At 72.4% G+C, this 23,026-nt stretch carries 21 protein-coding genes, 1 other RNA gene and 2 pseudogenes; 13 read left to right on the top strand and 11 right to left on the bottom strand.

Annotation, left to right across the window (positions count from 1 at the left end; genetic code table 11):
- The first annotated feature begins 116 nt into the window (after positions 1 to 116).
- Positions 117 to 656, top strand: coding sequence for a SigE family RNA polymerase sigma factor (locus ABZT17_RS00120; RefSeq protein WP_356341684.1), 540 nt, complete (start codon positions 117 to 119; stop codon positions 654 to 656).
- Positions 656 to 1,474: a hypothetical protein gene (locus tag ABZT17_RS00115; protein ID WP_356341682.1), complete on the top strand. Its 819-nt coding sequence runs from the start codon at positions 656 to 658 to the stop codon at positions 1,472 to 1,474. Before ABZT17_RS00120 ends, ABZT17_RS00115 begins: the two co-directional genes overlap by 1 nt.
- Positions 1,475 to 1,574: 100 nt before the next feature.
- Here the strand turns inward: ABZT17_RS00115 and ABZT17_RS00110 are convergent, their stop codons facing one another.
- The 4 genes from ABZT17_RS00110 to ABZT17_RS00095 all read right to left on the bottom strand — a co-directional run bounded on the left by ABZT17_RS00110 (position 1,575) and on the right by ABZT17_RS00095 (position 5,359).
- Entirely contained in the window at positions 1,575 to 2,207 is a 633-nt protein-coding gene (locus ABZT17_RS00110) for a response regulator transcription factor (RefSeq protein WP_356342226.1), read from the bottom strand.
- 127 nt (positions 2,208 to 2,334) lie between these two features.
- On the bottom strand, positions 2,335 to 3,696 hold the full coding sequence (locus ABZT17_RS00105) for a sensor histidine kinase (RefSeq protein WP_356341680.1): 1,362 nt from the start codon (positions 3,694 to 3,696) through the stop codon (positions 2,335 to 2,337).
- Between the two features lie 65 nt (positions 3,697 to 3,761).
- Entirely contained in the window at positions 3,762 to 4,478 is a 717-nt protein-coding gene (locus ABZT17_RS00100; protein WP_356341677.1) for an ABC transporter permease, read from the bottom strand.
- Entirely contained in the window at positions 4,478 to 5,359 is an 882-nt protein-coding gene (locus ABZT17_RS00095; protein WP_356342224.1) for an ABC transporter ATP-binding protein, read from the bottom strand. Before ABZT17_RS00095 ends, ABZT17_RS00100 begins: the two co-directional genes overlap by 1 nt.
- A gap of 346 nt (positions 5,360 to 5,705) precedes the next feature.
- Here ABZT17_RS00095 and ABZT17_RS00090 point away from each other — a divergent pair, with 346 nt between their 5' ends.
- From ABZT17_RS00090 to ABZT17_RS00080, 3 genes are read left to right on the top strand one after another with little or no spacing between them, the layout of a single operon-like run.
- Entirely contained in the window at positions 5,706 to 6,563 is an 858-nt protein-coding gene (locus ABZT17_RS00090) for a MaoC/PaaZ C-terminal domain-containing protein (protein WP_356341674.1), read from the top strand.
- Between the two features lie 47 nt (positions 6,564 to 6,610).
- Positions 6,611 to 7,693, top strand: coding sequence for a Zn-dependent alcohol dehydrogenase (locus tag ABZT17_RS00085; RefSeq protein ID WP_356341672.1), 1,083 nt, complete (start codon positions 6,611 to 6,613; stop codon positions 7,691 to 7,693).
- Positions 7,694 to 7,736: 43 nt separating this feature from the next.
- Positions 7,737 to 8,675, top strand: coding sequence for a 3-oxoacyl-ACP reductase (locus tag ABZT17_RS00080; protein ID WP_356341669.1), 939 nt, complete (start codon positions 7,737 to 7,739; stop codon positions 8,673 to 8,675).
- Between the two features lie 93 nt (positions 8,676 to 8,768).
- Here the strand turns inward: ABZT17_RS00080 and ABZT17_RS00075 are convergent, their stop codons facing one another.
- Positions 8,769 to 8,924: a hypothetical protein gene (locus ABZT17_RS00075; RefSeq protein WP_356341667.1), complete on the bottom strand. Its 156-nt coding sequence runs from the start codon at positions 8,922 to 8,924 to the stop codon at positions 8,769 to 8,771.
- 96 nt (positions 8,925 to 9,020) lie between these two features.
- Entirely contained in the window at positions 9,021 to 10,286 is a 1,266-nt protein-coding gene (locus ABZT17_RS00070) for a hypothetical protein (RefSeq protein ID WP_356342222.1), read from the bottom strand.
- Between the two features lie 279 nt (positions 10,287 to 10,565).
- Between ABZT17_RS00070 and ABZT17_RS00065 the strand changes: the two genes are divergently transcribed.
- The 3 genes from ABZT17_RS00065 to ABZT17_RS00055 are packed head-to-tail and all read left to right on the top strand — an operon-like array spanning position 10,566 to position 13,408.
- The gene (locus ABZT17_RS00065; RefSeq protein ID WP_356341663.1) at positions 10,566 to 11,417 is read left to right on the top strand and encodes a Nif3-like dinuclear metal center hexameric protein; all 852 of its coding nucleotides are present in this window, start codon (positions 10,566 to 10,568) and stop codon (positions 11,415 to 11,417) included.
- Positions 11,414 to 12,157, top strand: a complete 744-nt coding sequence (locus tag ABZT17_RS00060) for a C4-type zinc ribbon domain-containing protein (protein ID WP_356342220.1) — start codon at positions 11,414 to 11,416, stop codon at positions 12,155 to 12,157. Before ABZT17_RS00065 ends, ABZT17_RS00060 begins: the two co-directional genes overlap by 4 nt.
- A gap of 21 nt (positions 12,158 to 12,178) precedes the next feature.
- Entirely contained in the window at positions 12,179 to 13,408 is a 1,230-nt protein-coding gene (locus tag ABZT17_RS00055) for a bifunctional RNase H/acid phosphatase (protein ID WP_356341661.1), read from the top strand.
- On the opposite strand, the gene eda is transcribed toward ABZT17_RS00055, so the two are convergent.
- From eda to yaaA, 3 genes and pseudogenes are all read right to left on the bottom strand, one after another.
- Complete coding sequence (gene eda / locus ABZT17_RS00050) at positions 13,391 to 14,026, bottom strand: bifunctional 4-hydroxy-2-oxoglutarate aldolase/2-dehydro-3-deoxy-phosphogluconate aldolase (RefSeq protein WP_356342218.1); 636 nt, start codon at positions 14,024 to 14,026, stop codon at positions 13,391 to 13,393. The two genes, ABZT17_RS00055 and eda, sit on opposite strands and share 18 nt — an antisense overlap.
- Positions 14,027 to 14,113: 87 nt before the next feature.
- Positions 14,114 to 14,274 (bottom strand): annotated as a pseudogene (locus ABZT17_RS00045) (VOC family protein); the annotation flags it as partial.
- Between the two features lie 52 nt (positions 14,275 to 14,326).
- Positions 14,327 to 15,112: a peroxide stress protein YaaA gene (yaaA, locus tag ABZT17_RS00040; protein WP_356341658.1), complete on the bottom strand. Its 786-nt coding sequence runs from the start codon at positions 15,110 to 15,112 to the stop codon at positions 14,327 to 14,329.
- A gap of 120 nt (positions 15,113 to 15,232) precedes the next feature.
- Between yaaA and ABZT17_RS00035 the strand changes: the two genes are divergently transcribed.
- Positions 15,233 to 18,376 carry a BTAD domain-containing putative transcriptional regulator gene (locus tag ABZT17_RS00035; RefSeq protein ID WP_356341656.1) on the top strand — a complete coding sequence of 1,048 codons (3,144 nt, stop codon included), beginning with the start codon at positions 15,233 to 15,235 and terminating at the stop codon, positions 18,374 to 18,376.
- Positions 18,377 to 18,386: 10 nt separating this feature from the next.
- Here ABZT17_RS00035 and ABZT17_RS00030 read toward each other — a convergent pair whose 3' ends face one another.
- Both ABZT17_RS00030 and ABZT17_RS00025 read right to left on the bottom strand, forming a co-directional pair.
- Positions 18,387 to 19,151 carry an ABC transporter permease gene (locus tag ABZT17_RS00030; protein ID WP_356341654.1) on the bottom strand — a complete coding sequence of 255 codons (765 nt, stop codon included), beginning with the start codon at positions 19,149 to 19,151 and terminating at the stop codon, positions 18,387 to 18,389.
- Positions 19,148 to 20,092, bottom strand: coding sequence for an ATP-binding cassette domain-containing protein (locus ABZT17_RS00025; protein WP_356341650.1), 945 nt, complete (start codon positions 20,090 to 20,092; stop codon positions 19,148 to 19,150). The genes ABZT17_RS00030 and ABZT17_RS00025 overlap by 4 nt, the downstream gene beginning before the upstream one ends.
- Positions 20,093 to 20,136: 44 nt before the next feature.
- On the opposite strand from ABZT17_RS00025, the gene ABZT17_RS00020 reads away from it, so the two are divergent.
- From ABZT17_RS00020 to rnpB, 4 genes and pseudogenes are all read left to right on the top strand, one after another.
- Positions 20,137 to 20,712, top strand: coding sequence for a TetR/AcrR family transcriptional regulator (locus tag ABZT17_RS00020; protein WP_356342216.1), 576 nt, complete (start codon positions 20,137 to 20,139; stop codon positions 20,710 to 20,712).
- Between the two features lie 143 nt (positions 20,713 to 20,855).
- Complete coding sequence (locus ABZT17_RS00015; RefSeq protein WP_356341648.1) at positions 20,856 to 21,674, top strand: AraC family transcriptional regulator; 819 nt, start codon at positions 20,856 to 20,858, stop codon at positions 21,672 to 21,674.
- A gap of 25 nt (positions 21,675 to 21,699) precedes the next feature.
- Positions 21,700 to 22,482, top strand: a pseudogene (locus ABZT17_RS00010) (DMT family transporter); the annotation flags it as partial.
- A 233-nt stretch (positions 22,483 to 22,715) separates the two neighbouring features.
- Positions 22,716 to 23,008: RNase P RNA component class A (gene rnpB / locus ABZT17_RS00005), an RNA gene on the top strand.
- Positions 23,009 to 23,026 lie beyond the last annotated feature (18 nt).

The following is a 23,026-nucleotide window of genomic DNA, read 5'->3' as shown; positions in this document are numbered from 1 at the left end:
GGGGGCCGCGACGCGGGGCTGTCGGCGGTGCCCCCGTGCGGCGGGGAAGATTCTTGCTCGGGGGAGGCAACGGTCCGGGCGGCTCATGGACTCCTTCAGACATCTAGGAGGTGCCCATGGGGGATCGCAGGGAGGCTCGGGACAAGGAGTTCCAGAGCTTTGTCATCGGCCGCTGGCCGCGGCTGATGAGGACGGCATTTCTCCTCACGGGGGAGCAGCACGCCGCTGAGGACCTGGTCCAGTCGACACTCGAGCAGGTCTTCGTGGCCTGGCGCCGGGTCGGCTCGGCGGACGACCCGGAGGCGTACGTACGGCGTGTGATGATCAACGCCCACGCGCGCAAACACCGCAGAAGACTGCGGGAGTTCCTGGCGCCGAAGGACGACTCGGGCCTGGTCCGCGAGATCGCCGACACCGGCGACCGCATCGCGCAGGCGGAAGACCGGGGCGTCCTGCTGAAGGCGCTGGCCCAACTGCCGCCCAGGCAGCGGCAGGCCGTGGTCCTGCGCTACTGGGAGGACCTGACGGAGACCCAGGCGGCGGAGGCGATGGGCTGCTCCGTCGGCGCGGTGAAGAGCAACGCGGCCAAGGGCATCGCGAAACTCCGCGCCATACCGGGACTGCCCGACATGGTGACGCAGGGAGGGCGTAAGTGATGAGCGCGGACCGGGAAGCGAGCCACGACATGACGGACAGGGACATCGCCCTCCTGCTGGCCGAGGCGGCGGACGGGGTGGAGATCGGTATAGCCCCCACGCAGGCGGTGATCCGGGGCGGCCGTAGGCGCCGGACGCGGCGGTGGGCGATCGGCGCGGCCGTGGCGCTGGCTCTCGCCGGGTCGACGGGGACCCTGGCCGCGGCGGGCCTGACACACGGCGACGGGCGCGGCCCGGCACAGGTGGCGACCCGGCCCCCGGCGCCCAAGCCACGCCATGTGAACCAGCCGTGGACCAGCACCCTCGCCCTCGGCACCGAACACGACAAGCAGTGGGAGGTCGACCTCCAGGTGTGGGACGCCCCCCGCAACAGGACGGAGGCCGAGGCCCAGTACGCGGCGATGGCGCTGTTCGGGCTGTCGCCGGCCGACGCCTCCCAGGCGTCCGACCTGATCGGCAGGACCTCGTACTTCGTCAGCCGCATCTACGGGGACGCGGACAAACCGAAGACGGTCCTGTTCGACACGGTCAGGCACTGGGACGCCATGGCGGGCAAGGACATCGAGGCCGGGGCGGTCCCGCTGACGGGCAACACCGGACCGCAGCGCCTTGTCATCGGCCAGGTCGCGAAGACGGCCCGCGAGGTCACCTGCCGGTGGAAGGACGGCACCAGCACGGTCGTCCGCCTCACCACCGACCCCGGCTCCGTCAACATGGGGGACATGACCATCCGGCCGGCCGACGGCAGCCCGGTCAACTGGTTCGTCTGCCTCGCGCCGAAGGACACCGCCTACAAGTCGGTGGAGGTGACCAGGTAGGCGGGCGCGACCAGGTAGGCGGGTGCGACTGAGCGGGCGGGGGCGACTGAGCGGGCGGGGGCGACCAGGTGGGCAGTCCCGGCGGCCGGGTGAAGCGGCGTCAGAGCCAGCCCTGCTGCCGGGCCTCCCGCATCGCCTCCATGCGGTTGCGGGTGCCGGTCTTGCCGATCGCGGAGGAGAGGTAGTTGCGGACCGTGGACTCGGACAGATGCAGCCGGGCCGCGATGTCGGCGACCGTCGCGCCGTCCACGGACGCCTTGAGGACATCGCACTCGCGGGCGGTCAGCGGGTTCGGCCCGGCGCTGAGCGCGGCGGCCGCCAGCGCGGGGTCGATCACGGTCTCCCCGGTCAGCACCCGGCGGATCGCCGCGGCCAGCTCCTCCACGGGACCGTCCTTCACCAGGAAGCCGGCGGCCCCGGCCTCCATGGCACGGCGCAGATAGCCGGGCCGCCCGAAGGTGGTCAGGATCAGCACCCGGCAGTCGGGCGCCTGCTCGCGCAGCTCCGCCGCCGCGTCCAGACCGCTCATGCCCGGCAGTTCGATGTCGAGCAGGGCGACGTCAGGGCGGTGGGTGAGGGCCGCGTCCACGATGGCGTCGCCCGCCGCGACCTGGGCGACGACCTCCAGGTCCTCCTCCAGACCGAGCAGCAGGGCGAGCGCGCCCCGCATCATTCCCTGGTCCTCGGCGAGCAGAACCCGCACGCTCTTCGCCGGGCGATGGTCCCGGGGCATCTCGTCCACGGCCCAAGGGTAGGGCGCGGGTGGGCCGGGCCCCCATGGCGGCGGCTCCGACGCCCGGGACGGCGTCACCTCCTGGGGGACAACGCCACCTCGTGGACGGACGACGTGCGCTGGGCGGTCAGCGTGGCCCGGGCGCCGCGACCGGCTCGGGGTCGAGCACGGCATCGCCGGGTTCCAGCGGGAGTTCGGCGGTGACCGCGAAACCGCCGCGCGGCGACGGACCGGCCCGCAAGGAGCCCCCGGCCGCCGCGAGGCGCTCCGTCAGACCCTTCAGACCGGTGCCGCCGATGCCCGGAAGCGAGGGGGACGACGACTCGCCCTCGCCGTGACCGTTGGCCGGACCGCCGTCCGGGGGGTTGGCGGTGCCGATGCCGCCGCCGCCAAGGTCGCCGCCGGCCGGGCCGTTGTCGGTGATGGTGAGGCGGACGCGTTCGTGGGCGCTGGTCACGGTGATCTCGCAGCGGGTCGCGTCGGCGTGCCGTACGACGTTGGTGACCGCCTCCCGCACCACCCAGGCGAGCAGCGCCTCGGTCTGCGGGGCGAGGGGCGCGCCCGAGCGGCGCACCGTCGGCTCCACGCCGGCCGCGTCCAGTGCCGAGCGGGCCCGGTCGAGTTCGGTGCCGAGGCTGCCCTCGCGGTAACCGGTGACCGCCTCGCGGATCTCGGTGAGCGCCTGACGGCCGACGGACTCGATGTCGGTGATCTGGGCGAGCGCCGCGTCCAGGTCCCGGGTCGCCAGGCGGCGGGCCGCCTCCGACTTCACCACGATCACCGACATGGTGTGCCCGAGCAGGTCGTGCAGATCGCGGGAGAACCGCAGCCGCTCCTTCTCGACCGCCTGCAGGGCCAGCTTCTCGCGGGCGGCCTGCAGTTCCCGTACGGCCTCGGACAGGGAGAGGATCGCGGCGGTCACCATGGTCGACAGGAAGGTGCCGTAACCGATGGTCACCGCGTCCGCCCCGTCGCGCAGGACGGCGACGCCGGCGGCGAAGGCGGCCAGCGCGAGCCCCGTCCTGCCGAGCCACGGTCCACGCAGGACGGCGCCGGTGGCGAGGCCGAGCAGCGGGAAGAACATCAGCCAGTTGCCCCCGTAGCCGATGGCCAGACCGGTGGTCAGCAGAGCCATCAGCAACAGGGCGACGCGGGTGGACCTCTCCTCGCGCTTCTCCTTCACGAAGGAGCGGAACGTGACATAGATGTACAGGGAGTTGAAGGCCAACAGGCCGATGCCGCCGATCCACGGGCTGGGGGTCTTGCCCTGGAGCAGGTTGGAGAAGGAGCCCATCCCCATCAGCAGCCAGGGCAGCAGGGCGAAGCCGGTGGGCGGCGGACCCATGCTGTCGGGCACCTTCCCGCCCTTGCGGGCCGTCTTCTGCTGCTGTTTGAAGCGCTCCATGTCGTTCTTCCACAGCGCCCGTGACGCCTGCCAGACCACCAGCTGGTCCAGCACCCTCCGCCGCCATGTGATGTCACAGTCCATCTCATGTCCCCCGGTCAGACATTCCTCGGTCGGATGTTCCTCGGTCGGGTGTTCTTGTTCCTCGCTCAGGGGTTCTCCGTGCTGCGCCGATACGACAGCACAGCGTACGAACCGAAGGCCAGGAGCCACAGGGTCAGTACCGCGAGCGCGCCGAGGGCGGGGGCGTGGCCGGCCGCGACCGACGTGCCCAGTTGGGCGAAGCGGTAGGTCGGCGTGTATCCGGAGAGGGTGCGCAGCCAGTCGGGGAAGAGGGTGACGGGGAACCACAGGCCGCCCAGGACGGCCAGTCCGAGGTTGCAGGCCATGTTCGCCACGCCGGTGGTCTGCCCGGTCAGCCGGTAGCCGTTGCCCAGGCCCAACAGGGTGAACGGTACCGAGCCCAGCCACAGCAGCACCGCGATCGCCGCCCACTGCCAGGCGTCCAGCCGTACGCCGTTGAGCAGCCCGCCGGCGGCCAGCACGGCCACGATCGCCGGCAGCACGGTCACCGACCCGGTCAGCGTCCGCCCGATCACCACCTGCCGCGGTGTCATCGGGGTCACCCTCAGCTGCCGCAGCCATCCGATCGCCCGGTCCTCGGCGACCCCGCCGCCGGTGTTCAGCGCGGAGCCGACGGCACCGTACCCGGCCATCCCGACCATCGCCCCGGTCTTCCAACTCCCGTCGTCCGCACCCAGGTTGGTGAACAGGAGATACATCAGCACGGGCATCGCGATCCCGCCGACGACAAAGCCGGCGTCACGGAGGGTCCGGCGCACCTCGAGCCGCAGATAGTCCAGCATCAGGCCGCCCGCCCCTCGCGTGCCGTCAGCGCCAGGAACGCCTCGTCCAGGGACGCCGGCGCGACCTCCAGACCCCGAATCGCCCCCAGCCCGGCCAGGGCGATCACCGTCGCGTCCGGGTCGTCGGTCCGCAGCCGCGCCCGGTCGCCGCGCACTTCCACCGACCGTACGCCCGGCAGCAGTTCCAGCCCCTCGGCCCCGCGCCCCGCCAGGTCGAGGGCGACCAGGCTGCCGCCGACCGCCCGCTTCAGCTGTTCTCCCGTACCGTCGGCGACGATCTGGCCGCCGTCGATGACGAGGATGCGGTCGGCGTACGCGTCGGCCTCCTCCAGGTGGTGGGTGGAGAACAGCACCGTGTGGCCGAGGCGGGCGTAGGACCGCATCGACGCCCAGAAGGCGTGCCGCGCCTCCACGTCCAGCGCGGCCGTCGGCTCGTCCAGCACGATCAGCGCGGGGTTCCCGGCGAGGGCGACGGCGAACCGGACCCGCTGCGTCTGGCCGCCGGACAGCCGGTCCACCCGGCGCCCCGCGAGATCGGCGATCCCGGCCAGCTCCAGGGCCCGCGCGACCGGCATCGGCGCCGGATAGCGGCCGGCCACGAAGGTGACCAGCTCCCGCACGGTCACCCGGGGCACCGCACGGCCCTCCTGGAGCATTGCGCCGACCCGCCCCGCCCGCACCGAGGCGAACGGCGGACCGCCGAACAGCTCGACACGGCCCTCGTCGGGTTCGGTCAGCCCCAGCAGCAGCGAGATCGTGGTGGACTTCCCGGCGCCGTTGCGGCCGAGCAGAGCCACCGTCTCGCCCCGCGAGATACGCAGATCCACGCCCCGGAGGGCACGCACGGCACCGAAACTCTTGACCGCCCCCGCGAAGGACACGGCCGGCGTCGCCCCCGTCGCGATCCCCGCCGCCGTCCTCGCCGTCCTCGTTGTCCCCGTCGTCCCCGTCGTCCCCGTCGTCTTCGTCATGTCTACGACGCTACGAAGCCCGCGCCCGGACCGGCAGATGCGCTTGTACGGACTCGGGCAGGACAAATGTCACGGGTGACCCGAAGCGGCGGAACTGACACGGCGTCAGGAGCCTTCACAAGTACGGACCACTGGGCTATACAGAGGGCGCCGGACTGGAACGCGTTCTAGACCGGCCATCGTGACGACCTCGGTGCGGCCGACGGTGCGGACGGCCGCGCCGGGGTCTTGAGCCATCCGAACCACCAGGAGCCGTATGCCCATCGACGCAGCCAAGGCCCTCGCCGCCGAGCCCCGGTCCGGCGAGATCACCTGGGACCGCAAGGACGTCCAGCTCTACCACCTCGGCGTCGGCGCGGGCCGCCCGGCGACCGACCCCGACGAGCTGCGCTACACCCTGGAGTCCCGGCTGCACGTCCTGCCGAGCTTCGCCACCGTCGCGGGATCCGGCTCGCCCGGAGTGATCAGCGGCCTGGCCATGCCGGGCATCGACGTCGACCTCGCGAAGGTCCTGCACGGCGGCCAGTCGCTCACCCTGCACCGCCCCATCCCGGTCGAGGGCACCGCGACCGCGACCGGCCGGATCGCCGCCGTGTACGACAAGGGCAAGGCGGCCGTCCTGGTCATGCGCACCGAGGTCGCCGACGCGGACGGCCCGCTGTGGACCAACGACGCCCAGATCTTCGTACGCGGAGAAGGCGGCTGGGGCGGCGACCGTGGCCCATCCACCGGCCTCGAACCGCCCGCCGGCCAGCCCGACCGGACGGTCGAACGCGCCGTCCGCGAGGACCAGGCCCTGCTCTACCGCCTCTCCGGCGACTGGAACCCGCTGCACGCCGACCCCGACTTCGCCAAGCGCGCCGGCTTCGAACGGCCCATCCTGCACGGGCTGTGCACCTACGGCATGACGCTCAAGGCCGTCGTCGACACCCTGCTCGGCGGGGACGTCAGCCGGGTGCGGTCCTACGGCACCCGGTTCGCGGGGGTCGTGTATCCGGGGGAGACGCTGCGCATCCGGATGTGGCACGGGCCGGAGGTCACCCGGGTCGGGGTGAGCGCGGTCGAACGGGACGACGCGCCCGTCCTCGCCGACACGGTCGTCGAACACTCCTGAGCCGTAAAGGCCTTGATCCCACACGCCGTCCCGAGGGGAGCCGCACCATGCGAGCAGCCGTACTGAACGAGATCGGGCAGGACAAGCTGGAGGTCCTCGACGACGTCGAGGCGGTGGGCTTCGGGCCCGGGCGGGTGCGGATACGGGTGCGGGCCACGGGGCTGTGCCACTCGGACCTGTCCGCGATGAGCGGAGTGCTGCCCCAGCCGGCGCCGTTCGTGCCCGGCCACGAGGGCGCGGGCGAGATCCTCGAAGTCGGCGAAGGCGTCGGCCACTTGAAGCCGGGGGACCGGGTCGTCGTGTGCTGGCTGCCGGCCTGCGGCGTGTGTCCCGCCTGCAAGCGCGGCCAGACCGAGCTGTGCCTGGCCGGATTCATGAACGCCGGTACCCCCAACTTCCGCCGCTCCGGCGCCGGTTCCGACGTGTTCGGCTTCGCCGGGACCGGCACCTTCGCCGAGGAGGTCGTCGTCGACGCCGGGTGCGCGGTGCCGATACCCGACGACGTGCCCTTCGACATCGCCGCGTTGATCGGCTGCGGCGTGACCACCGGGCTCGGCGCCGCCCTCAACACCGCCGATGTGGAGGCCGGTTCGTCGGTCGCCGTCATCGGGTGCGGGGGCGTGGGCATCTCCGCGATCCAGGGTGCGCGGCTCAAGGGCGCGGCGGAGATCGTCGCCGTCGACCCGGTCGCCTCGCGCCGGGAGTCCGCGCTCAAGTTCGGCGCGACGAGGGCCGTTTCGCCGGACGACCTGCCCGGCGCCAAACAGGAGGTCACCGGTGGCGAGGGCTTCGACTACGTCTTCGAGGTCGTCGGCAGGTCGGCCACCGCCCGCACGGCCTACGAGAACACCCGGCGCGGCGGCACCCTCGTCGTCGTCGGCGCGGGCGCCATGGACGACTTCCTCCAGCTCAACATGTTCGAGCTGTTCTTCGACGAGAAGCGGATCCTGCCGTCGATGTACGGCGGCGGCGACGTGCTGCGCTCCTACGAACGCACCATCGCCCTGTGGCGGGCAGGCCGCGTCGACCTGGAGGGCCTGATCACGCACCGGGTGCCACTGAGCGAGATCAACGAGGCCCTGGACCAGATGCGGACGGGCTCGGCGCTGCGGACGTGCATCGAGATCTGAGCGCTCCCCGAGGTCCGCACCCCCGCTCCGAGAAAGGTTCTCGATGACACTGCCCCTCGAAGGACTGTCGGCCGTCGTCACCGGCGCGGGCCGGGGCCTGGGCCGGGCCGAGGCGCTCGAACTCGCCCGGCTCGGCGCGGCCGTCGTCGTCAACGACTACGGTCAGCCCGGCCGGGACGGCTCCGGTGAGGCCTCCACCGGCCCCGCCGAGGAGGTCGCCGCCGCGATCCGCGAGGCCGGCGGCCGCGCCGTCGCCCACACCGGGGACGTCGCCGACTTCCAACAGGCCCGTGAATTGGTCGAGTTGGCGGTGGCGGAGTTCGGCAAGCTGGACATCCTCGTCAACAACGCCGGCATCCTGCGCGACCGCATGGTCTTCTCCATGACCGAGGGCGAATGGGACTCGGTGATCCGGGTCCACCTCAAGGGCCACTTCAACACGACCCACTTCGCGGCCGCGCACTGGAGGGAGCGGTCCAAGGCGGCGGGCGGTCCGGTGTACGGCCGTATCGTCAACACCTCGTCCGAGGCCTTCCTGGCGGGCTCGGCGGGGCAGCCCAACTACGCGGCCGCGAAAGGCGGGATCGTCGGCCTGACCACCTCCACCGCCCTCGCCCTCGCCAAGTACGGCGTCACCGCCAACGCCATCTGCCCGCGCGCCCGGACCCGGATGACCGAGGACGTCTTCGCTGGCTTTGAGCAGCCGGTCGAGGGCCTCGACCCGCTCGCCCCCGAGCATGTCGCCCCGCTCGTCGGCTATCTGGCCTCGCCCGCCGCCTCCCGCGCCAACGGCCAGCTGTTCGTGGTGCACGGCGGCATGGTGGCGGTGGTGGACCGGCCGAGGGTGCGGGCCAAGTTCGACAGCAAGCAGGACACCTTCACCTACGACGAGTTGGACGCCGTACTCGGTCCGCACTACGCGCAGCGGCCGGAGGGGGAGACGTTCGCGGCGGCCGAGGTCCTCGGCCTCAAGCGGACCTAGGCACGCGGCAACGCGCAACAGGCAACGGGCAACGGGCGGGCGCACGGAAGGGCCCGCACATCGTCGGTGATGTGCGGGCCCCACGTGTGTACCTCAGGCAGCTGCCTCGGTGTCCTCGGTCGGCTTGCGGTGGCGGCCACGAGGGGCCGCGTCACCGTCCTGGACCGAACCCTGGCCCCGGTGACGGCCGTGACCGGCGTCCTCCTGGGCGTCGGCGGACAGCGGCTGCATGGTGCTTACGTCGCTCATCGGAAGGATTCACCCCGTCAACATGATCTTTCTTACAGCCCGGCGAGTGTAACCAGCACACGTGTACCCGAATCCAGGCGGGCACGCCCATCGGCACTAGTTCGTTACAAGACGGGCCAGAGGGGCCTCTCGCAAGGGCACCGGACGGGGTGCGGCGGGCTCCGGAGGATCCGGTTGCGATGATGCCGACTCGGACGTCGCCCCCGACGCCGCCCGTACGGCCGTATCGGCTGTGCCGGCCGTATCGACACCCACCGGATCCTCCGGCCCCCCGTCCCCCGATCCCCCCGTTTCCCCCGATCCCCCCGGCCCCCCTGCTCCCCCCGGCCCCCCGCTTTCCCCCGAAGGCGCAGCCATCCGCGCCACGCCGCACGGCACCTCGGCCGTCGCGTACGGCAGATGCAGCACCCCGTCACTGGTCCACAGCCCCGCGCCCGCCAACCACCCCTCCGGCGCCGGGAGATGGAGCACCTGCCGGCGGTCCGGCCGCCACAGCCCCACCCAGCAGCCCATCGGGCCGTCCACCCGGAGCGCCACCGCACAGCTCTCCGGCATCAGCACCAGGCCCGGCTGGATCGCGAACGGCGTGACCGCGCAGTCCGGCACCCGCAGGCACTCGGGGAAGCGGACCGGCAGGGTGCTGCCCAGCACACCCCAGCCCAGCCGGTCCTCGCCCGGTGACGGCGCGTCGGAGCGGATGAGGAGCAGACCGCTGTCCGGGTCGGCCAGCAGCAGCCGGTCGTCACTGCCGTCGGCGATCTGGAGGAACGGGGAGACCTCGCAACCCCGCTCCAGATCGACCACGATCGTCTTGGTCCGCCCGCCGACCTCCCGGTCCAGGGCGAGCATCCGGCCAGTGTGGTCCAGCCACACCCCGCCCGAGCAGCGGCCGGGGATCTCCGTCAGCTGCTCGGGACCGAACGCCCCGCCCGCCACCAGCCACAGCGTGCTGGAACGCCGGCCGACCGCGAGGGCGTACGCCTTCTCGCCGCACGGCGCGGGGGACAGCAGCGACAGACGGGTGCCCTCGTCCGGGCACTCGACCGCGCCGATCAGTACTTCGCCGGTGCCGGGACCGGTCGGGTAGAGAAGGGAGAAGACATGCCGTCCCTCCGTCGTCCGCCGGATCAGCACCCGTCCGTCGCTCATCGGCTGCACCTCGGTGCCGGGCTCCTCGGGCTGGTTGCCGGGCAGCGGGACGGCGTACGGCTCCGGGCCGTCCAGCGTCCAGCGCTCCGGGTACCAGGAGTCGCCGTCCAGCGTCAGGCGGGCGGCATAGGCACCGTCCGCGGTGATGGTGCAGCCTGCCCGCGGGACACCGTCCTCGGGGGCGGTCTCGGGCTCCATCGCACAGGCCGTCATCGTCTGGTCACCTCCGGCCACGACGCTAGTTTTCGCACGCACACACGTGGCACCACGAGGCTCCTGCTTCACACATAAGGGTGGCAGCGGAACGATTCGCCTGAGGGAACGGGGGCGGGTGTGCTGGGCGAGCCCGCCCGGGGCCGACATGCCCTCCCTCCCCACCGGCCCGACCGACCCCTCCCCACCGCCCCGGCCGACCCCTCCACATCAGCCTCGCTCGCCGGTACCCGTCGGCTACGGTTCAGCCGCCCGGATCAGCCAGGTAGCCTTTCATCCGTGCCCCGTCTGTCTGAAGTCATCGCCGCGCTGGAGACCCTGTGGCCCGCCGAGCGGGCCGAGTCCTGGGACGCGGTCGGCACCGTCGTGGGCGACCCCGACCAGGAGGTCTCCCGGGTCCTGTTCGCCGTCGACCCGGTCCAGGAGATCGTCGACGAGGCCGTGAAGCTGGACGCCGACCTGCTGGTCACCCACCACCCCCTCTACCTCCGCGGTACGACGACGGTCGCGGCCACCCACTTCAAGGGCCGCGTCGTCCACACCCTCATCAAGAACGACATCGCGCTCCACGTCGCCCACACCAACGCCGACACCGCCGACCCGGGCGTGAGCGACGCGCTGGCCGGCGCCCTGGACCTTCGCGTCGTACGACCCCTCGTGCCCGACCCGGCCGACCCGCGGGGGCGCCGGGGCCTCGGCCGTGTCTGCGAGCTCGACCACCCGCTCACCCTCCGCGAGTTCGCGGCCCGGGCCGCCGCACGGCTCCCCGCCACCGCGCAGGGCATCCGCGTCGCCGGCGACCCCGGGGCGGCGATCCGCACCGTCGCCGTCAGCGGCGGCTCCGGCGACAGCCTCTTCGACCAGGTCCGCGCGGCCGGCGTCGACGCCTTCCTCACCGCGGACCTGCGCCACCACCCCGCCTCCGAGGCGGTGGCCCACAGCCCCCTCGCGCTGCTCGACGCGGCGCACTGGGCCACCGAGTGGCCCTGGTGCGAGCTGGCCGCCACCCAGCTCGACGAGATCTCCGACCGGCATGGATGGGACCTGCGCGTCCACGTGTCCAAGACGGTCACCGACCCCTGGACGGCCCACGCGGCCTCCTCCGACCCGACCGCAGGAGCCCCCAACTGAACGCCGCGCCCGCCGACCAGATCCGACTCCTCGACGTCCAGGGACTCGACGTACGCCTGCAGCAGCTCGCACACAAGCGGAAGTCGCTGCCCGAGCACGCCGAGATCGAGTCGCTGACCAAGGACCACACCCAGCTGCGCGACCTGCTCGTGGCCGCGCAGACCGAGGAGAGCGACACCGCCCGCGAGCAGGCCAAGGCCGAGCAGGACGTGGACCAGGTGCGCCAGCGCGCCGCCCGCGACCAGCAGCGCCTCGACTCCGGCGCGGTCACCTCCCCGAAGGACCTGGAGAACCTCCAGCGCGAGATCGCCTCCCTCGCCAAGCGGCAGGGCGACCTCGAGGACGTCGTCCTGGAGGTCATGGAGCGCATCGAGTCCGTGCAGGAGCGACTGCGCGAGCTGACCGAGCGGGTCTCCTCCGTGCAGTCGAAGATCGACGACGCGACCGCGCGCCGGGACGCGGCCTTCGAGGAGATCGACGGCGAGGTCGCCACGGTCACCAAGGAGCGCGAGGTGATCGCCGGGACCATCCCGGGCGACCTCCTGAAGCTCTACGACAAGCTGCGCGAGCAGCAGGGCGGCATCGGCGCGGCCAAGCTGTACCAGCGCACCTGCCAGGGCTGCCGCCAGGAGCTGTCCATCACCGACTTCAACGACGTCCGCGCGGCCGCCCCCGACACCGTGGTGCGCTGCGAGAACTGCCGCCGCATCCTGGTGCGCACGGCCGAGTCCGGTCTGTAAGAGCCGTAAGGGGCCTGTGCTGTGCGGGAGTTCATCGTCGAGGCGGACGGCGGGTCGCGGGGCAACCCGGGGCCGGCCGGCTACGGAGCGGTCGTGCTGGACGCGGTGACGGGGGAGACCCTGGTGGAGGCGGCCGAGTACATCGGCGTCGCCACGAACAACGTCGCCGAGTACCGGGGCCTGCTGGCCGGCCTGCGGGCCGCCCATCGGCTCGACCCCGCCGCCACGGTCCATGTCCGGATGGACTCCAAGCTGGTCGTCGAGCAGATGTCGGGCCGCTGGAAGATCAAGCACCCGGACATGAAGCCGCTGGCGATGGAGGCGGCGCGGGTCTTCCCGGCGGACCGGGTGACGTACGAGTGGATCCCCCGCGAGCGCAACAAGCACGCCGACCGCCTCGCCAACGAGGCGATGGACGCCGGCGGCCGGGGCGAACAGTGGTCCGCGTCGGCTTCGACAGCCGAACTGAACACCGCCGGGTCCGCGGCTTCCGCGCCGGCCTCCGCGGCGAGCGCCGGGCAAGGCGGCGCCGCGGGTGCCGCCCGGGTCGCCGTCGCCAAGGCCGACGCCGATGTCCGGGCCGCCACCGCGATCGCGTCTCCCGGGTGGGCTCCGGCCGACATGGGCGCCCCCGCGACCTTCGTGCTGCTGCGGCACGGTGAGACTCCGCTGACGCCCCAGAAACGGTTCTCCGGGAGCGGCGGCACCAACCCCTCCCTGTCCGACGTCGGCCGGGACCAGGCCGAGCGCGCCGGAGCCGCCCTCGCCCGCCGCGGCACCATCGAGGCGATCGTCGCCTCGCCCCTCGCCCGGACCCGCGAGACCGCGGGCATCGTCGCCCGCCACCTCGGCCTGGAGGTGAGCGTCGACGACGGGATCCGGGAGACCGACTTCGGCGCCTGGGAGGGCCTGACCTTCGGCGAGGTCCGCGAGCGCTACCCGGACGACATGAACGCCTGGCTCGCCGACCCCGAGGCCCGTCCCTCCGGCGGCGGCGAGAGCTTCGCGGCGACCGCGACCCGCATCGCCGCGGCCCGCGACAAGCTGGTGGCGGCGTACGCGGGCCGCACGGTCCTGCTGGTCTCCCACGTCACACCGATCAAGACCTTCGTACGGCTGGCCCTGGGCGCACCCCCCGAGTCCCTGTTCCGCATGGAACTCTCGGCGGCCTCCCTCTCCGCCGTGGCCTACTACGCGGACGGCAACGCGAGCGTACGACTCTTCAACGACACCTCACACCTGAGGCCGTAGCCCGGCCGCCGCGCGGGCCAGCGACTCCACCCGGTCCCAGTCCCGCGCGGCGATCGCATCGGCGGGCAGCATCCAGGTCCCGCCCACACAGCCGACGTTGGGGAGAGCCAGATACCCGGCCGCGTTGCCGGGACCGATCCCCCCGGTCGGACAGAACCGCGCCTGCGGCAACGGCCCGGCAAGGGACCTCAGATACGCCGTACCGCCCGCCGCCTCCGCCGGGAAGAACTTCATCTCCCGCACCCCGCGCTCCAGCAGCGCCACGACCTCCGACGCGGTCGACACCCCCGGCAGGAACGGCACCCCGGACGCCCGCATGGCCCCGAGGAGTACGTCCGTCCACCCCGGGCTGACCAGGAAGCGCGCCCCGGCCGCCACCGTCTCCTTCACCTGGTCCGGCGTGATGACGGTCCCGGCACCGACCACGGCCCCCGGCACCTCGGCGGCGATCGCCCGGATCGAACCGAGCGCGGCGGCCGTCCGCAGCGTCACCTCGATCGCGGGCAGCCCACCGCCGACCAGCGCCCGAGCGAGCGGCACGGCATCGGCGACGTCCTCGATGACGACGACCGGGACGACGGGGGCGAGATCCAGCACGGAGGGCGGCGAGGAGGGCATGCCGCCATCCTCGCCGAGCAGTGCACTGTGCGCAAAGAGCGTTGCGACATGTGCAATGGCGCGCTGGGGAAGGAGGACCTGGTCCTGCGGTGCCAAGGTCCGCACCACGTCGAACTCGTTGCCCTCGGGGTCGGCCATGACCACCAGTTCCGGTCCGGGCCCTGGCCCACGTCGAGGTGAAGCCGGTTCTTGACGGTCTTGCCCTCGGGCACCCGGATGAAGATCAGGGTTACGGGCGGGCGTCCCGCGGACGGCTTTCGCCGCGACGGTGCCTCGCTCCCTCGGGGCCTCACGCCCGGCTCACCCGTGGACCTCGTCCACCAGTACATCCAGCGTCCACACCTTCCCCGCCCCCTCGGGCGCCTCCACCTCCACCACGTACCCCAGCTCCCGCAGCGCCTCCACCAGCTCTGCCGGACCCTGCGGGGCGGTCCCGGAGGCCAGCAGGCTTCGTACGATCCGGCCCTTCGTGGCCTTGTTGAAGTGGCTGACGACCTTGCGGGTCGGCGCGTGCAGCACCCGTACGCTCGCCGTGCGCCCCGCGAGCTCGCCCTTCGGCTTCCAGGCGGCCGCGTAGGCGGAGGACCGCAGGTCGAGGACGAGGCCCTTGCCGGCCGCCTCGGGCAGGACCTCGGCCATCGGAGCCCGCCAGTGCGCGCCCAACGCCCCGAGTCCGGGCAGCTTCACGCCCATCGAGCAGCGGTAGGAGGGGATGCGGTCGGTGATCGCGACCGCGCCCCACAGACCGGAGAAGACGAGGAGCGAGCGGGCCGCCCGCCGCTTCGCCGGCGCGTCCAGGGAGGCGAGGTCGAGGGCGTCGTAGAGGACACCGGTGTAGATCTCCCCGGCGGGGCGGGTTCCCGCGGTGCGCAGTTCGGCGTTCTTGGCGATCTCGCCGCGCAGGCCCTCGCTCAGTCCGAGCACCTCGCGTGCCTTGTCCTCGTCCGCGGCGCAGAGTTCGACCAGTTCGTCGAGTACGGCCGCGCGGGCGGTGGCCAGTCCGGGCAGGGACAGGGACTCCGGCTTCAGGGGGGCGCCACGGCCGGAGGACGCCTTGCCTTCTGAGGGAGGCAGCAGGACGAGCACGGGTGATCTCCTTCGGTTGAGCTCCCCGACAGCGTACGGGGCCGCAAGTCCGCGGCACGCGCCCGGCGGGACGCACCACGCGCATGACGAGACGCACCACGCGCATGACAAAATCGGTCCGTGCAGATCGGGATGCTGGGTCCGTTGGAGGTGCGCTCGGACGACGGTCGCCCGCTCGAGATCCCGGGTGCGCGGTTGCGCGGCCTGCTGATCGCCCTCGCGCTCAAGCCCGGTCAGGTGGTCCCGAGGGCCTCGCTCGTCGACTGGATCTGGGGTGAGCAGCCGCCCGCCGACGCGACGAACGCCTTGCAGCGCCTGGTATCCCGGCTGCGCAAGGCGCTGCCGGCGGGCGAGATCGAGGGGCGGGCGGACGGTTATCGGCTGGTGGTGGAGGCCGAGGGCGTCGATGCGGTGCGGTTCGAACGTCTTGTCGGTGCGGCGCGGGCCGGTACCGGTGCCGAGGACGTCTCGGGGCGGGTGCGGCTGCTGGGTGAGGCTCTCGGACTGTGGCGTGGGGCCGCCTTCCAGGACGTCGGGCTGCAGGACAGCGCCGCGTTGGACGCCGCGGCCGCACGGCTCGACGCGCTGCGGCTGACCGCCGTCGAGGAGCGGGCCGACGCGGAGGTCGCCGTCGGCCGCGGTGCGGAGCTGATCACCGAGCTGACCGATCTCGTCGCCGAACACCCGCTGCGGGAACGGCTCGTCGCCGCGCTGATCCGCGCCCTGGCCGCGGCGGGCCGGGACAGCGAGGCGCTCCTGGTGTACGAGCGCACACGCGCGGCGCTCGCCGACGCGTTGGGCGTCGACCCCTCGCCGGAGCTGGCCTCCCTCCATGTCGCCGTGCTGCGCGGTGAGTTGGGACGACGCGAGGAGGGCCGCAAGACCAACCTCCGTGCGGAGCTGAGCAGTTTCGTCGGCCGGGACGGTGATGTCACCGCGGTGCGCGAGCTCCTCGCCGCGCATCGGCTGACCACCGTCATCGGGCCGGGAGGTGCGGGGAAGACCCGGCTGGCCACCGAGACCGCGCGCACGATGGCCGCCGAACTGCCCGACGGATCCTGGCTGGTGGAGCTGGCGGCCATCGACGCGGACGGCGATGTCGCCCAGGCGGCGTTCGCCGCGCTGGGGCTGCGGGACGCCCTCCTCGGCGGGGCCCCGAACGCCGGGCCGGTGGACCGTCTCGTCGCGGCGATCCGGGACCGGGAGGCGCTGCTGATCCTCGACAACTGCGAACATCTGATCGAGCCCGCGGCCGTCTTCGCCCACCGGGTCCTCGGCGAGTGCCGGCGGCTGCGCATCCTGGCGACGAGCCGGGAACCGCTCGGCATCACCGGCGAGGCGCTCTGGCAGATCGAGCCGCTCGCCCTGCCGGAACCGGACGCGGACCCGGACGAGATCGGGTCCGCACCGGCCGTACGGCTGCTGCGGGACCGGGCCGGGGCCGTACGCCGCGATCTCGCCGCCGACCCCCGCACCCTCGCGACGATGGGGCGTGTCTGCCGGGCGCTGGACGGGATGCCGCTGGCGATCGAGCTGGCCGCGGCCCGCCTGCGCACCATGTCCGTGGACCAGCTCGCGGCCCGGCTCGACGACCGTTTCCACCTGCTGACCGGTGGCAGCCGCACCGCGCTGCCCCGCCACCGGACGCTGCGCGCGGTCGTCGACTGGAGCTGGGAGCTGCTCACCGACGCGGAGCGGACCGTGCTGCGCAGGCTCTCGGTGTTCACCGGCGGGGCGAGCCTGGAGGCGGCGGAACGGGTCTGCGCGGGCCCCGAGGCCGAGCCGGAGCAGATCCTCGAACTGCTCACCGCGCTGACCGAGAAGTCACTGCTGGTCGCCGAGGGCACCGGCGCCCCGCGCTACCGCATGCTCGGCACCCTCAAGGAGTACGCCGGGCAACGGCTCGCGGAGGCGGGGGAGACGGAGTCGGCGCGCCACGCGCACCTGGCCCACTTCACCGGGCTCGCCGAGGCGGCCGAGCCGCATCTGCGCCGGGCCGAGCAGCTGGAGTGGCTGGCCGTGCTCGCGGCCGAGCACGACAACATCGGTGCCGCGCTGCGCGGCGCGCTCGCTGCCGGGGAGGCGCAGGCGGCGATGCGGCTCGCGGCGGGCGCCGGCACGTACTGGTGGCTCGGCGGACACCGGGCCGAGGGCTTCGAACTGCTCACCGCGGCCTCCAGGGTGCCGGGCGAGGTGACCGACGAGGTCCGGGCCATGGTGTACGCGCTGATCGTGCTGTTCGTGACGGATGGGCGGGGCGGTGAACAGCAGGCCGCGGAGTGGATCCGTGAGACGTACCGGTTCAGCAGGCGGGTCCGGCACCGGCCGCCGTTGTTCGGGCTCGTGGACGCGATGGAGCAGCTGCTGAGGCAACCCGGCCCGGCCGCGTTCGAACCGCTCCTCGACAGCGAGGACCCCTGGGTGCGCGCCCTGGCCCAGCTGCAGCTGGGCAAGATGCGGATCGTGCTGGGCCACGGCGGGCGGGACGCGGACGCGCATCTGGAGAAGGCGCTCGCCGAGTTCCGGGCGATCGGCGAGCGGTTCGGGATCATGTTCGCGCTGAGCGAGCTGGCGGCCCGGACAGCCGTGCGCGGCGAGTTCGCGGAGGCGTGCGCGTACTACGAGGAGGCGGTCGCGGTCGTCACCGAGATCGGCGCCACCGAGGACGTCATCCGGCTGCGGTCGCAACAGGCCTGGCTGTACCGGCTGTTGGGCGACGACGACGCCTGCGCCACCGCACTGGCCGAGGCGGAGCGGTACGCGGGGCGGGTCACCTGGCCGGACGCGCTGGCCGAACTGGCCTTCGTGCGCGCCGCACTCGCCCGCCGGGACGGCGACGCAGAGGAGGCGCGCGAGCAACTCGACGCCGCGATGGCCCTGTTGGGCGAGGAAGCGGAGTTCGCCCATATGCGCGCGATCCGCCACGACCTGCTCGGCTATCTCACCGACGACCTCGACGAGGCCCGGGCGCACCGTGCGGCGGCCTGTGACGCGGCGGTCGAGTCGGGATACCCGCTGGCGATCGCCCAGGTGCTCGTCGGGGTCGCCGAACTGGCCCTGCGGCAGCAGGAGTTCGAGCAGGCCGCACGCCTGCTCGCCGCGAGCGCGGCCGTACGGGGCCTGGAGGACCGCTCCCATCCGGACGCGGCCCGCATCGAGCGGACGGCACGCGGCCGCCTCGGCGACACGCGGTTCGCGGAGGCGGCTGCGGAGGGCGCGCGGACCAGCTGGACCCAGCTGGTCGAAGTCACGCTCGCTTACTGAGAGTTGAGGGTCACGCCCGCTTCTTGAAGGTCGTGACCGCCCACACGTACCCGACGACCGCGAACCCGGCGCTCCAGGCGAAGGCCGCGATCAGATGGCCGGTGGACGGATGGCCGTCCGACAGCAGCCCGCGCAGGGTCTCGATGATCGGGGTGAAGGGCTGGTACTCCGCGAACTGCCGCACCCCGGTCCCCATGGTGTCCGCGGGCACGAACGCGCTGCTCAGGAACGGCAGCATGATCAGCGGGATCACGCCGAAGCTCGCCGACTCCACACTCTTCGCGGCCAGCCCGAGGGCGACCGTGAGCCAACTCGCCCCGAAGGCGAGCAGCAGCAGGACGCCGATCGCGCCGAGCCAGTCGAGGAGGCCGGCGTCCGAGCGGAATCCCATCGCGAACCCGACGCCGATGACGACCGCGTCGCCGATCAGACAGCGCACCGTCGTCGCGACGACATGGCCGGTCAGCACGGCGCCCCGGGAGACGTCCATGGTCTTGAACCGGTTGATCACGCCCTTCGTCATGTCGTCGTTCACGGACGCGGCGGTCGCGCCCAGCCCGTAGCTGATGGTCATCACGAGCAGGCCCGGCAGCGCGTAGTCGACGTACTTGCCCCGGACCTTGAAGGCGCCGCCGAAGACATAGACGAACATGACCATCAACACGACCGGAAACAGCACCGAGTTGAACAGCGTCACCGAATTGCGCACCGAGTGCTTGAAGTTGCGGCGCAGCATGATCGCCGAGTCGCCCAACGCCGTGGACACACTGCTCACTTGGAGATCACCTCCGCGTCGGTGCGCCCGGTGAGCGCGAGGAAGACGTCGTCCAGGTCGGGGGTGTGCATCGTCAGCGCCTCGGCCTGGATGCCGGAGCCTTCGAGTACGTCGAGCACGGCTCGGAGCGCGGGAATGCTGCCGTCGCTCGGGATCTGCAGGACGAGCGCCTCGTCGTCGCGGGTCACCGTGCTGAGCGCGAGACGGTGCTCGGCGGCGTCCAACTGCCTGACGTCGTTGAACTGAAGGCGGACATGCCCGCCCGGCACCTGGCGCTTGAGCTCCTCCGGGGTGCCCTCGGCCACCAGCCGGCCCCGGTCGAGCACCGCGATCCGGTCGGCGAGCTGGTCTGCCTCGTCGAGGTACTGCGTGGTCAGGAAGATGGTGGTGCCGTCGGCCACCAGCTCACGGACGATCTCCCACATGGTGCGCCGGCTACGCGGGTCGAGACCGGTCGTCGGCTCGTCCAGGAAGATGATCCGCGGCCTGCCGACCAGCGTCATCGCCAGGTCCAGCTTCCGGCGCATACCGCCGGAGTACGTCGACACCAACTTGTCGGCGGACTCCACCAGTTGGAACCGCTCCAGCAGCCCGGCGACCACCCGGCCACCGTCCCGCACCCGCCTCAGATCGGCCATCATCCGCAGGTTCTCCCGCCCGGACAGCAACTCGTCCACCGCCGCGAACTGCCCGGTCACACCGATGACCGCACGCACCTCCCTGGTCGCCGTCACCACGTCGTGCCCGCCGACGTACACCGTGCCCGCGTCGGGCCTCAGCAGTGTCGCCAGCACGTTCACCGCCGTCGTCTTGCCGGCCCCGTTGGGCCCGAGCAGGGAGAAGACCGTCCCCGCCGCGACTTCGAGGTCGATGCCGTCGAGCACGACCTTGTCCCCATATGCCTTGCGCAGCCCGGAAACTGCGATCGCCGAACTCTTCATGCCCCCACGGTCCCGGCCGGCGCTGACACGGCCCTGTCACCGCCCTGACACGCTCCCTGCCACACGCCTGTCACGGCGCTGTCACCAGGAGAAAGCGCGGTTTCGACCAGGTGACCGTCGCGGAGGTCGCCCGCGCCGCGGAGGTCTCGGCGATGACGGTCTTCAACTACTTCCCGCGCAAGGAGGACCTGTTCCTCGACCGCATCCCGGAGGCCGTCGAGATGTTCGAGGGAGCGGTACGGCACCGCGCCCCCGGCGAACCCCCGCTCACCGCCCTGCGCCGCCTGGTGCTCCAACTCCCCGACCAGGGGCGCCCGTTGTCGGCGGTCGGCGCGGACTTCCCCACCTTCTGGCAGGTGGTCGTCGACTCACCGGCCCTGCGCGCCCGTGCCCGGGAAGGCGTGGAGGAGGTGGAGTCGGCACTGGCGCAGACCCTGCGCGAGACGGCCCCGGAAGTGCCCGACCCCGACCTGCTCGCGGCGCTGACGATCGCCGCGTACCGCTCGGTGTACATGAGCACGGCACGGCGGCTGATGGAGGGGGAGCGGGTGGAGGCGGTGGCGGAGGAACACCGGGCGAGGGTGGGGGCGGCTTTCGACGCGCTGGAGCGGATGTTCTGAGGGCTCGGGGGCGTTGCACCGGGTGGACGTGTACGCGGACGTGTACGCGGCGGTGGATATGGACGCGGCGGTGGATATGGACGCGGCGGTGGATATGGACGCGGCCGCGGACCTGGATGCGGGCGTGGACGAGGAGGTGCCGTATGACCGAACGGGCGACATGGGCCAGGGCCCGCCTGGGCCGCGGCGGCCCACCCCTCGACCTCCTGGCGGCCCGCTTCGTGAAGCATGTGTACGCGCCTCACACCCACGACGAGTACTCGGTCGGCATCTGTGTCGCCGGCTCCGAGGTCATCGCCTACCGAGGCGGCCATGTGCGCCCCGGACCCGGCTCGATCGTCGTACTGGCCCCCGGCGACATGCACACGGGCGGCCCGGCCACCACCACCGACGGCTACGCCTACCGCGCCCTGTACCCCACCCCCGACCTCCTCACGGACGGCACGCTCGGCGGCCTCCCGCACTTCCCGGAACCCCTGATAGACGACCCCGAACTGGCGCGGGCCCTCCGCCTCGCCCACACCGAGCTGCACGCCTGCCCCGACCCCCTGGAGGCCGAGTCCCGCCTCCCCTGGCTGCTGACGGCCCTGGCACGCCGCCACTCGACGGCACGCCCGACGCCGGACGCGATCCCCGGAGCGGACCGCATAGCGGTAGTCGTACGAGACCGTCTGGCGGACGAACTCCTGGACCCGCCGTCGCTCTCCGACCTGGCGGAAGACCTGGGCCTGTCCCGCTACCAGCTCCTGCGGGCGTTCCGTACGACGATGGGCATACCGCCGTACGCCTGGCTGGCCCAGTACCGGGTGAACCGGGCGCGCTCCCTGCTGGCGTCGGGCCTGCGCCCGGCCGAGGCGGCGACCCTGGTCGGCTTCGCGGACCAGGCGCATCTGACCCGCTGGTTCCGCCGGGTGGTGGGGGTGACCCCGGCGGCGTACCGCAACAGCGTTCAAGACGTCTGACGGGCCGTGGCCCTTGGATGGCCGTATGACTGCACGCGGCTGGTTCCTGTTCTCCCTGATGGGAGTGGTGTGGGGCATCCCCTATCTGATGATCAAGGTGGCGGTGGACGCCCCGCTGTCCCCGTCGGTGGTGGTGTTCACGCGCTGTGCCCTGGGCGCGGCCCTGCTGCTCCCCTTCGCGATACGGCAGGGTGGCCTGCTCCGGACCGTCCGCCGACACTGGCTCCCGATGCTGGCGTTCGCGTGCATAGAGATCATCGGCCCGTGGTTCACGCTGACGGACGCGGAACGGCATCTGTCGAGCTCGACGGCGGGCCTGCTGATCGCGGGGGTGCCGATCGTGGGGGTTGTGCTGGCGCGCTTCTTCGGGAACACGGAGAGGCTGGCGGTACGGCGGGCGACAGGCCTGGGGCTGGGTCTGGCGGGCGTAGCGGTCCTGACGATCCCGCACCTGACGGGCGGCGACGCACGCTCACTGGGCGAGGTACTGCTGACGGTGATCGGCTACGCGACGGCACCGCTGATCGCGACCCGCTGGCTCAAGGACGTGGGAACCCTGCAGCTGACAGCGCCGTGCCTGACGCTGGCAGCGCTGGTGTACGCGCCGGCGGCGACGCTGGCCCGGCCCTCGCAGTGGCCGTCGGCGTCGGTGCTCGGGGCGCTGGCAGTCCTGGGCGTCATCTGCACGGCCCTCGCCTTCGTGGCCTTCCTGGAACTGATCAAGGAGATCGGCCCCACCCGGGCAACCGTCTTCACCTACGTCAATCCGGCGGTCGCGGTGGCGGCGGGGGCGGTGTTCCTGGGGGAGGAACTGACGGCGGGGGTGGGGGCGGCGTTCGCGCTGATCCTGGCGGGGTCGGTGCTGGCTACGGGGGCGGGGGCGGGGGGCGAAGACGCGAGGACGGGGACGGCCTCTGGTTCGGCGTCGGGGGTGGCAGATGGTCCGGCGTCGGGGATGGTCTCTGGTCCGGCATCTGGTCCGGCCCGTGCGGGTCGCCCGGTACCATGGTCGACACGGCAGACGAGCCGGGCGGACGGCCGCGTGGAGTCCCCCTAGGGGGCTTCCCGAGGAACGTCCGGGCTCCACAGGGCAGGGTGGTGGCTAACGGCCACCCGAGGTGACTCGCGGGACAGTGCCACAGAAAACAGACCGCCGGGGACCTCGGTCCTCGGTAAGGGTGAAACGGTGGTGTAAGAGACCACCAGTGCCCAGGGTGACCTGGGCAGCTAGGTAAACCCCACCCGGAGCAAGGTCAAAAGGGAGTTCCTTCCAGCGAATGGAACGGGGCTCCTGCGGGGACGTTCGAGGGCTGCGTCCTCGGCTGGCAGAAGAACACCTCCGGCCTGTCCTC

It is taken from the genome of Streptomyces sp. NPDC005648 (assembly GCF_040605395.1).
Classification (GTDB): Bacteria; Actinomycetota; Actinomycetes; order Streptomycetales; family Streptomycetaceae; genus Streptomyces.
The sequence above is the reverse complement of the archived record's forward strand: the minus strand, read 5'-3'. Positions and strand labels throughout refer to the sequence as shown.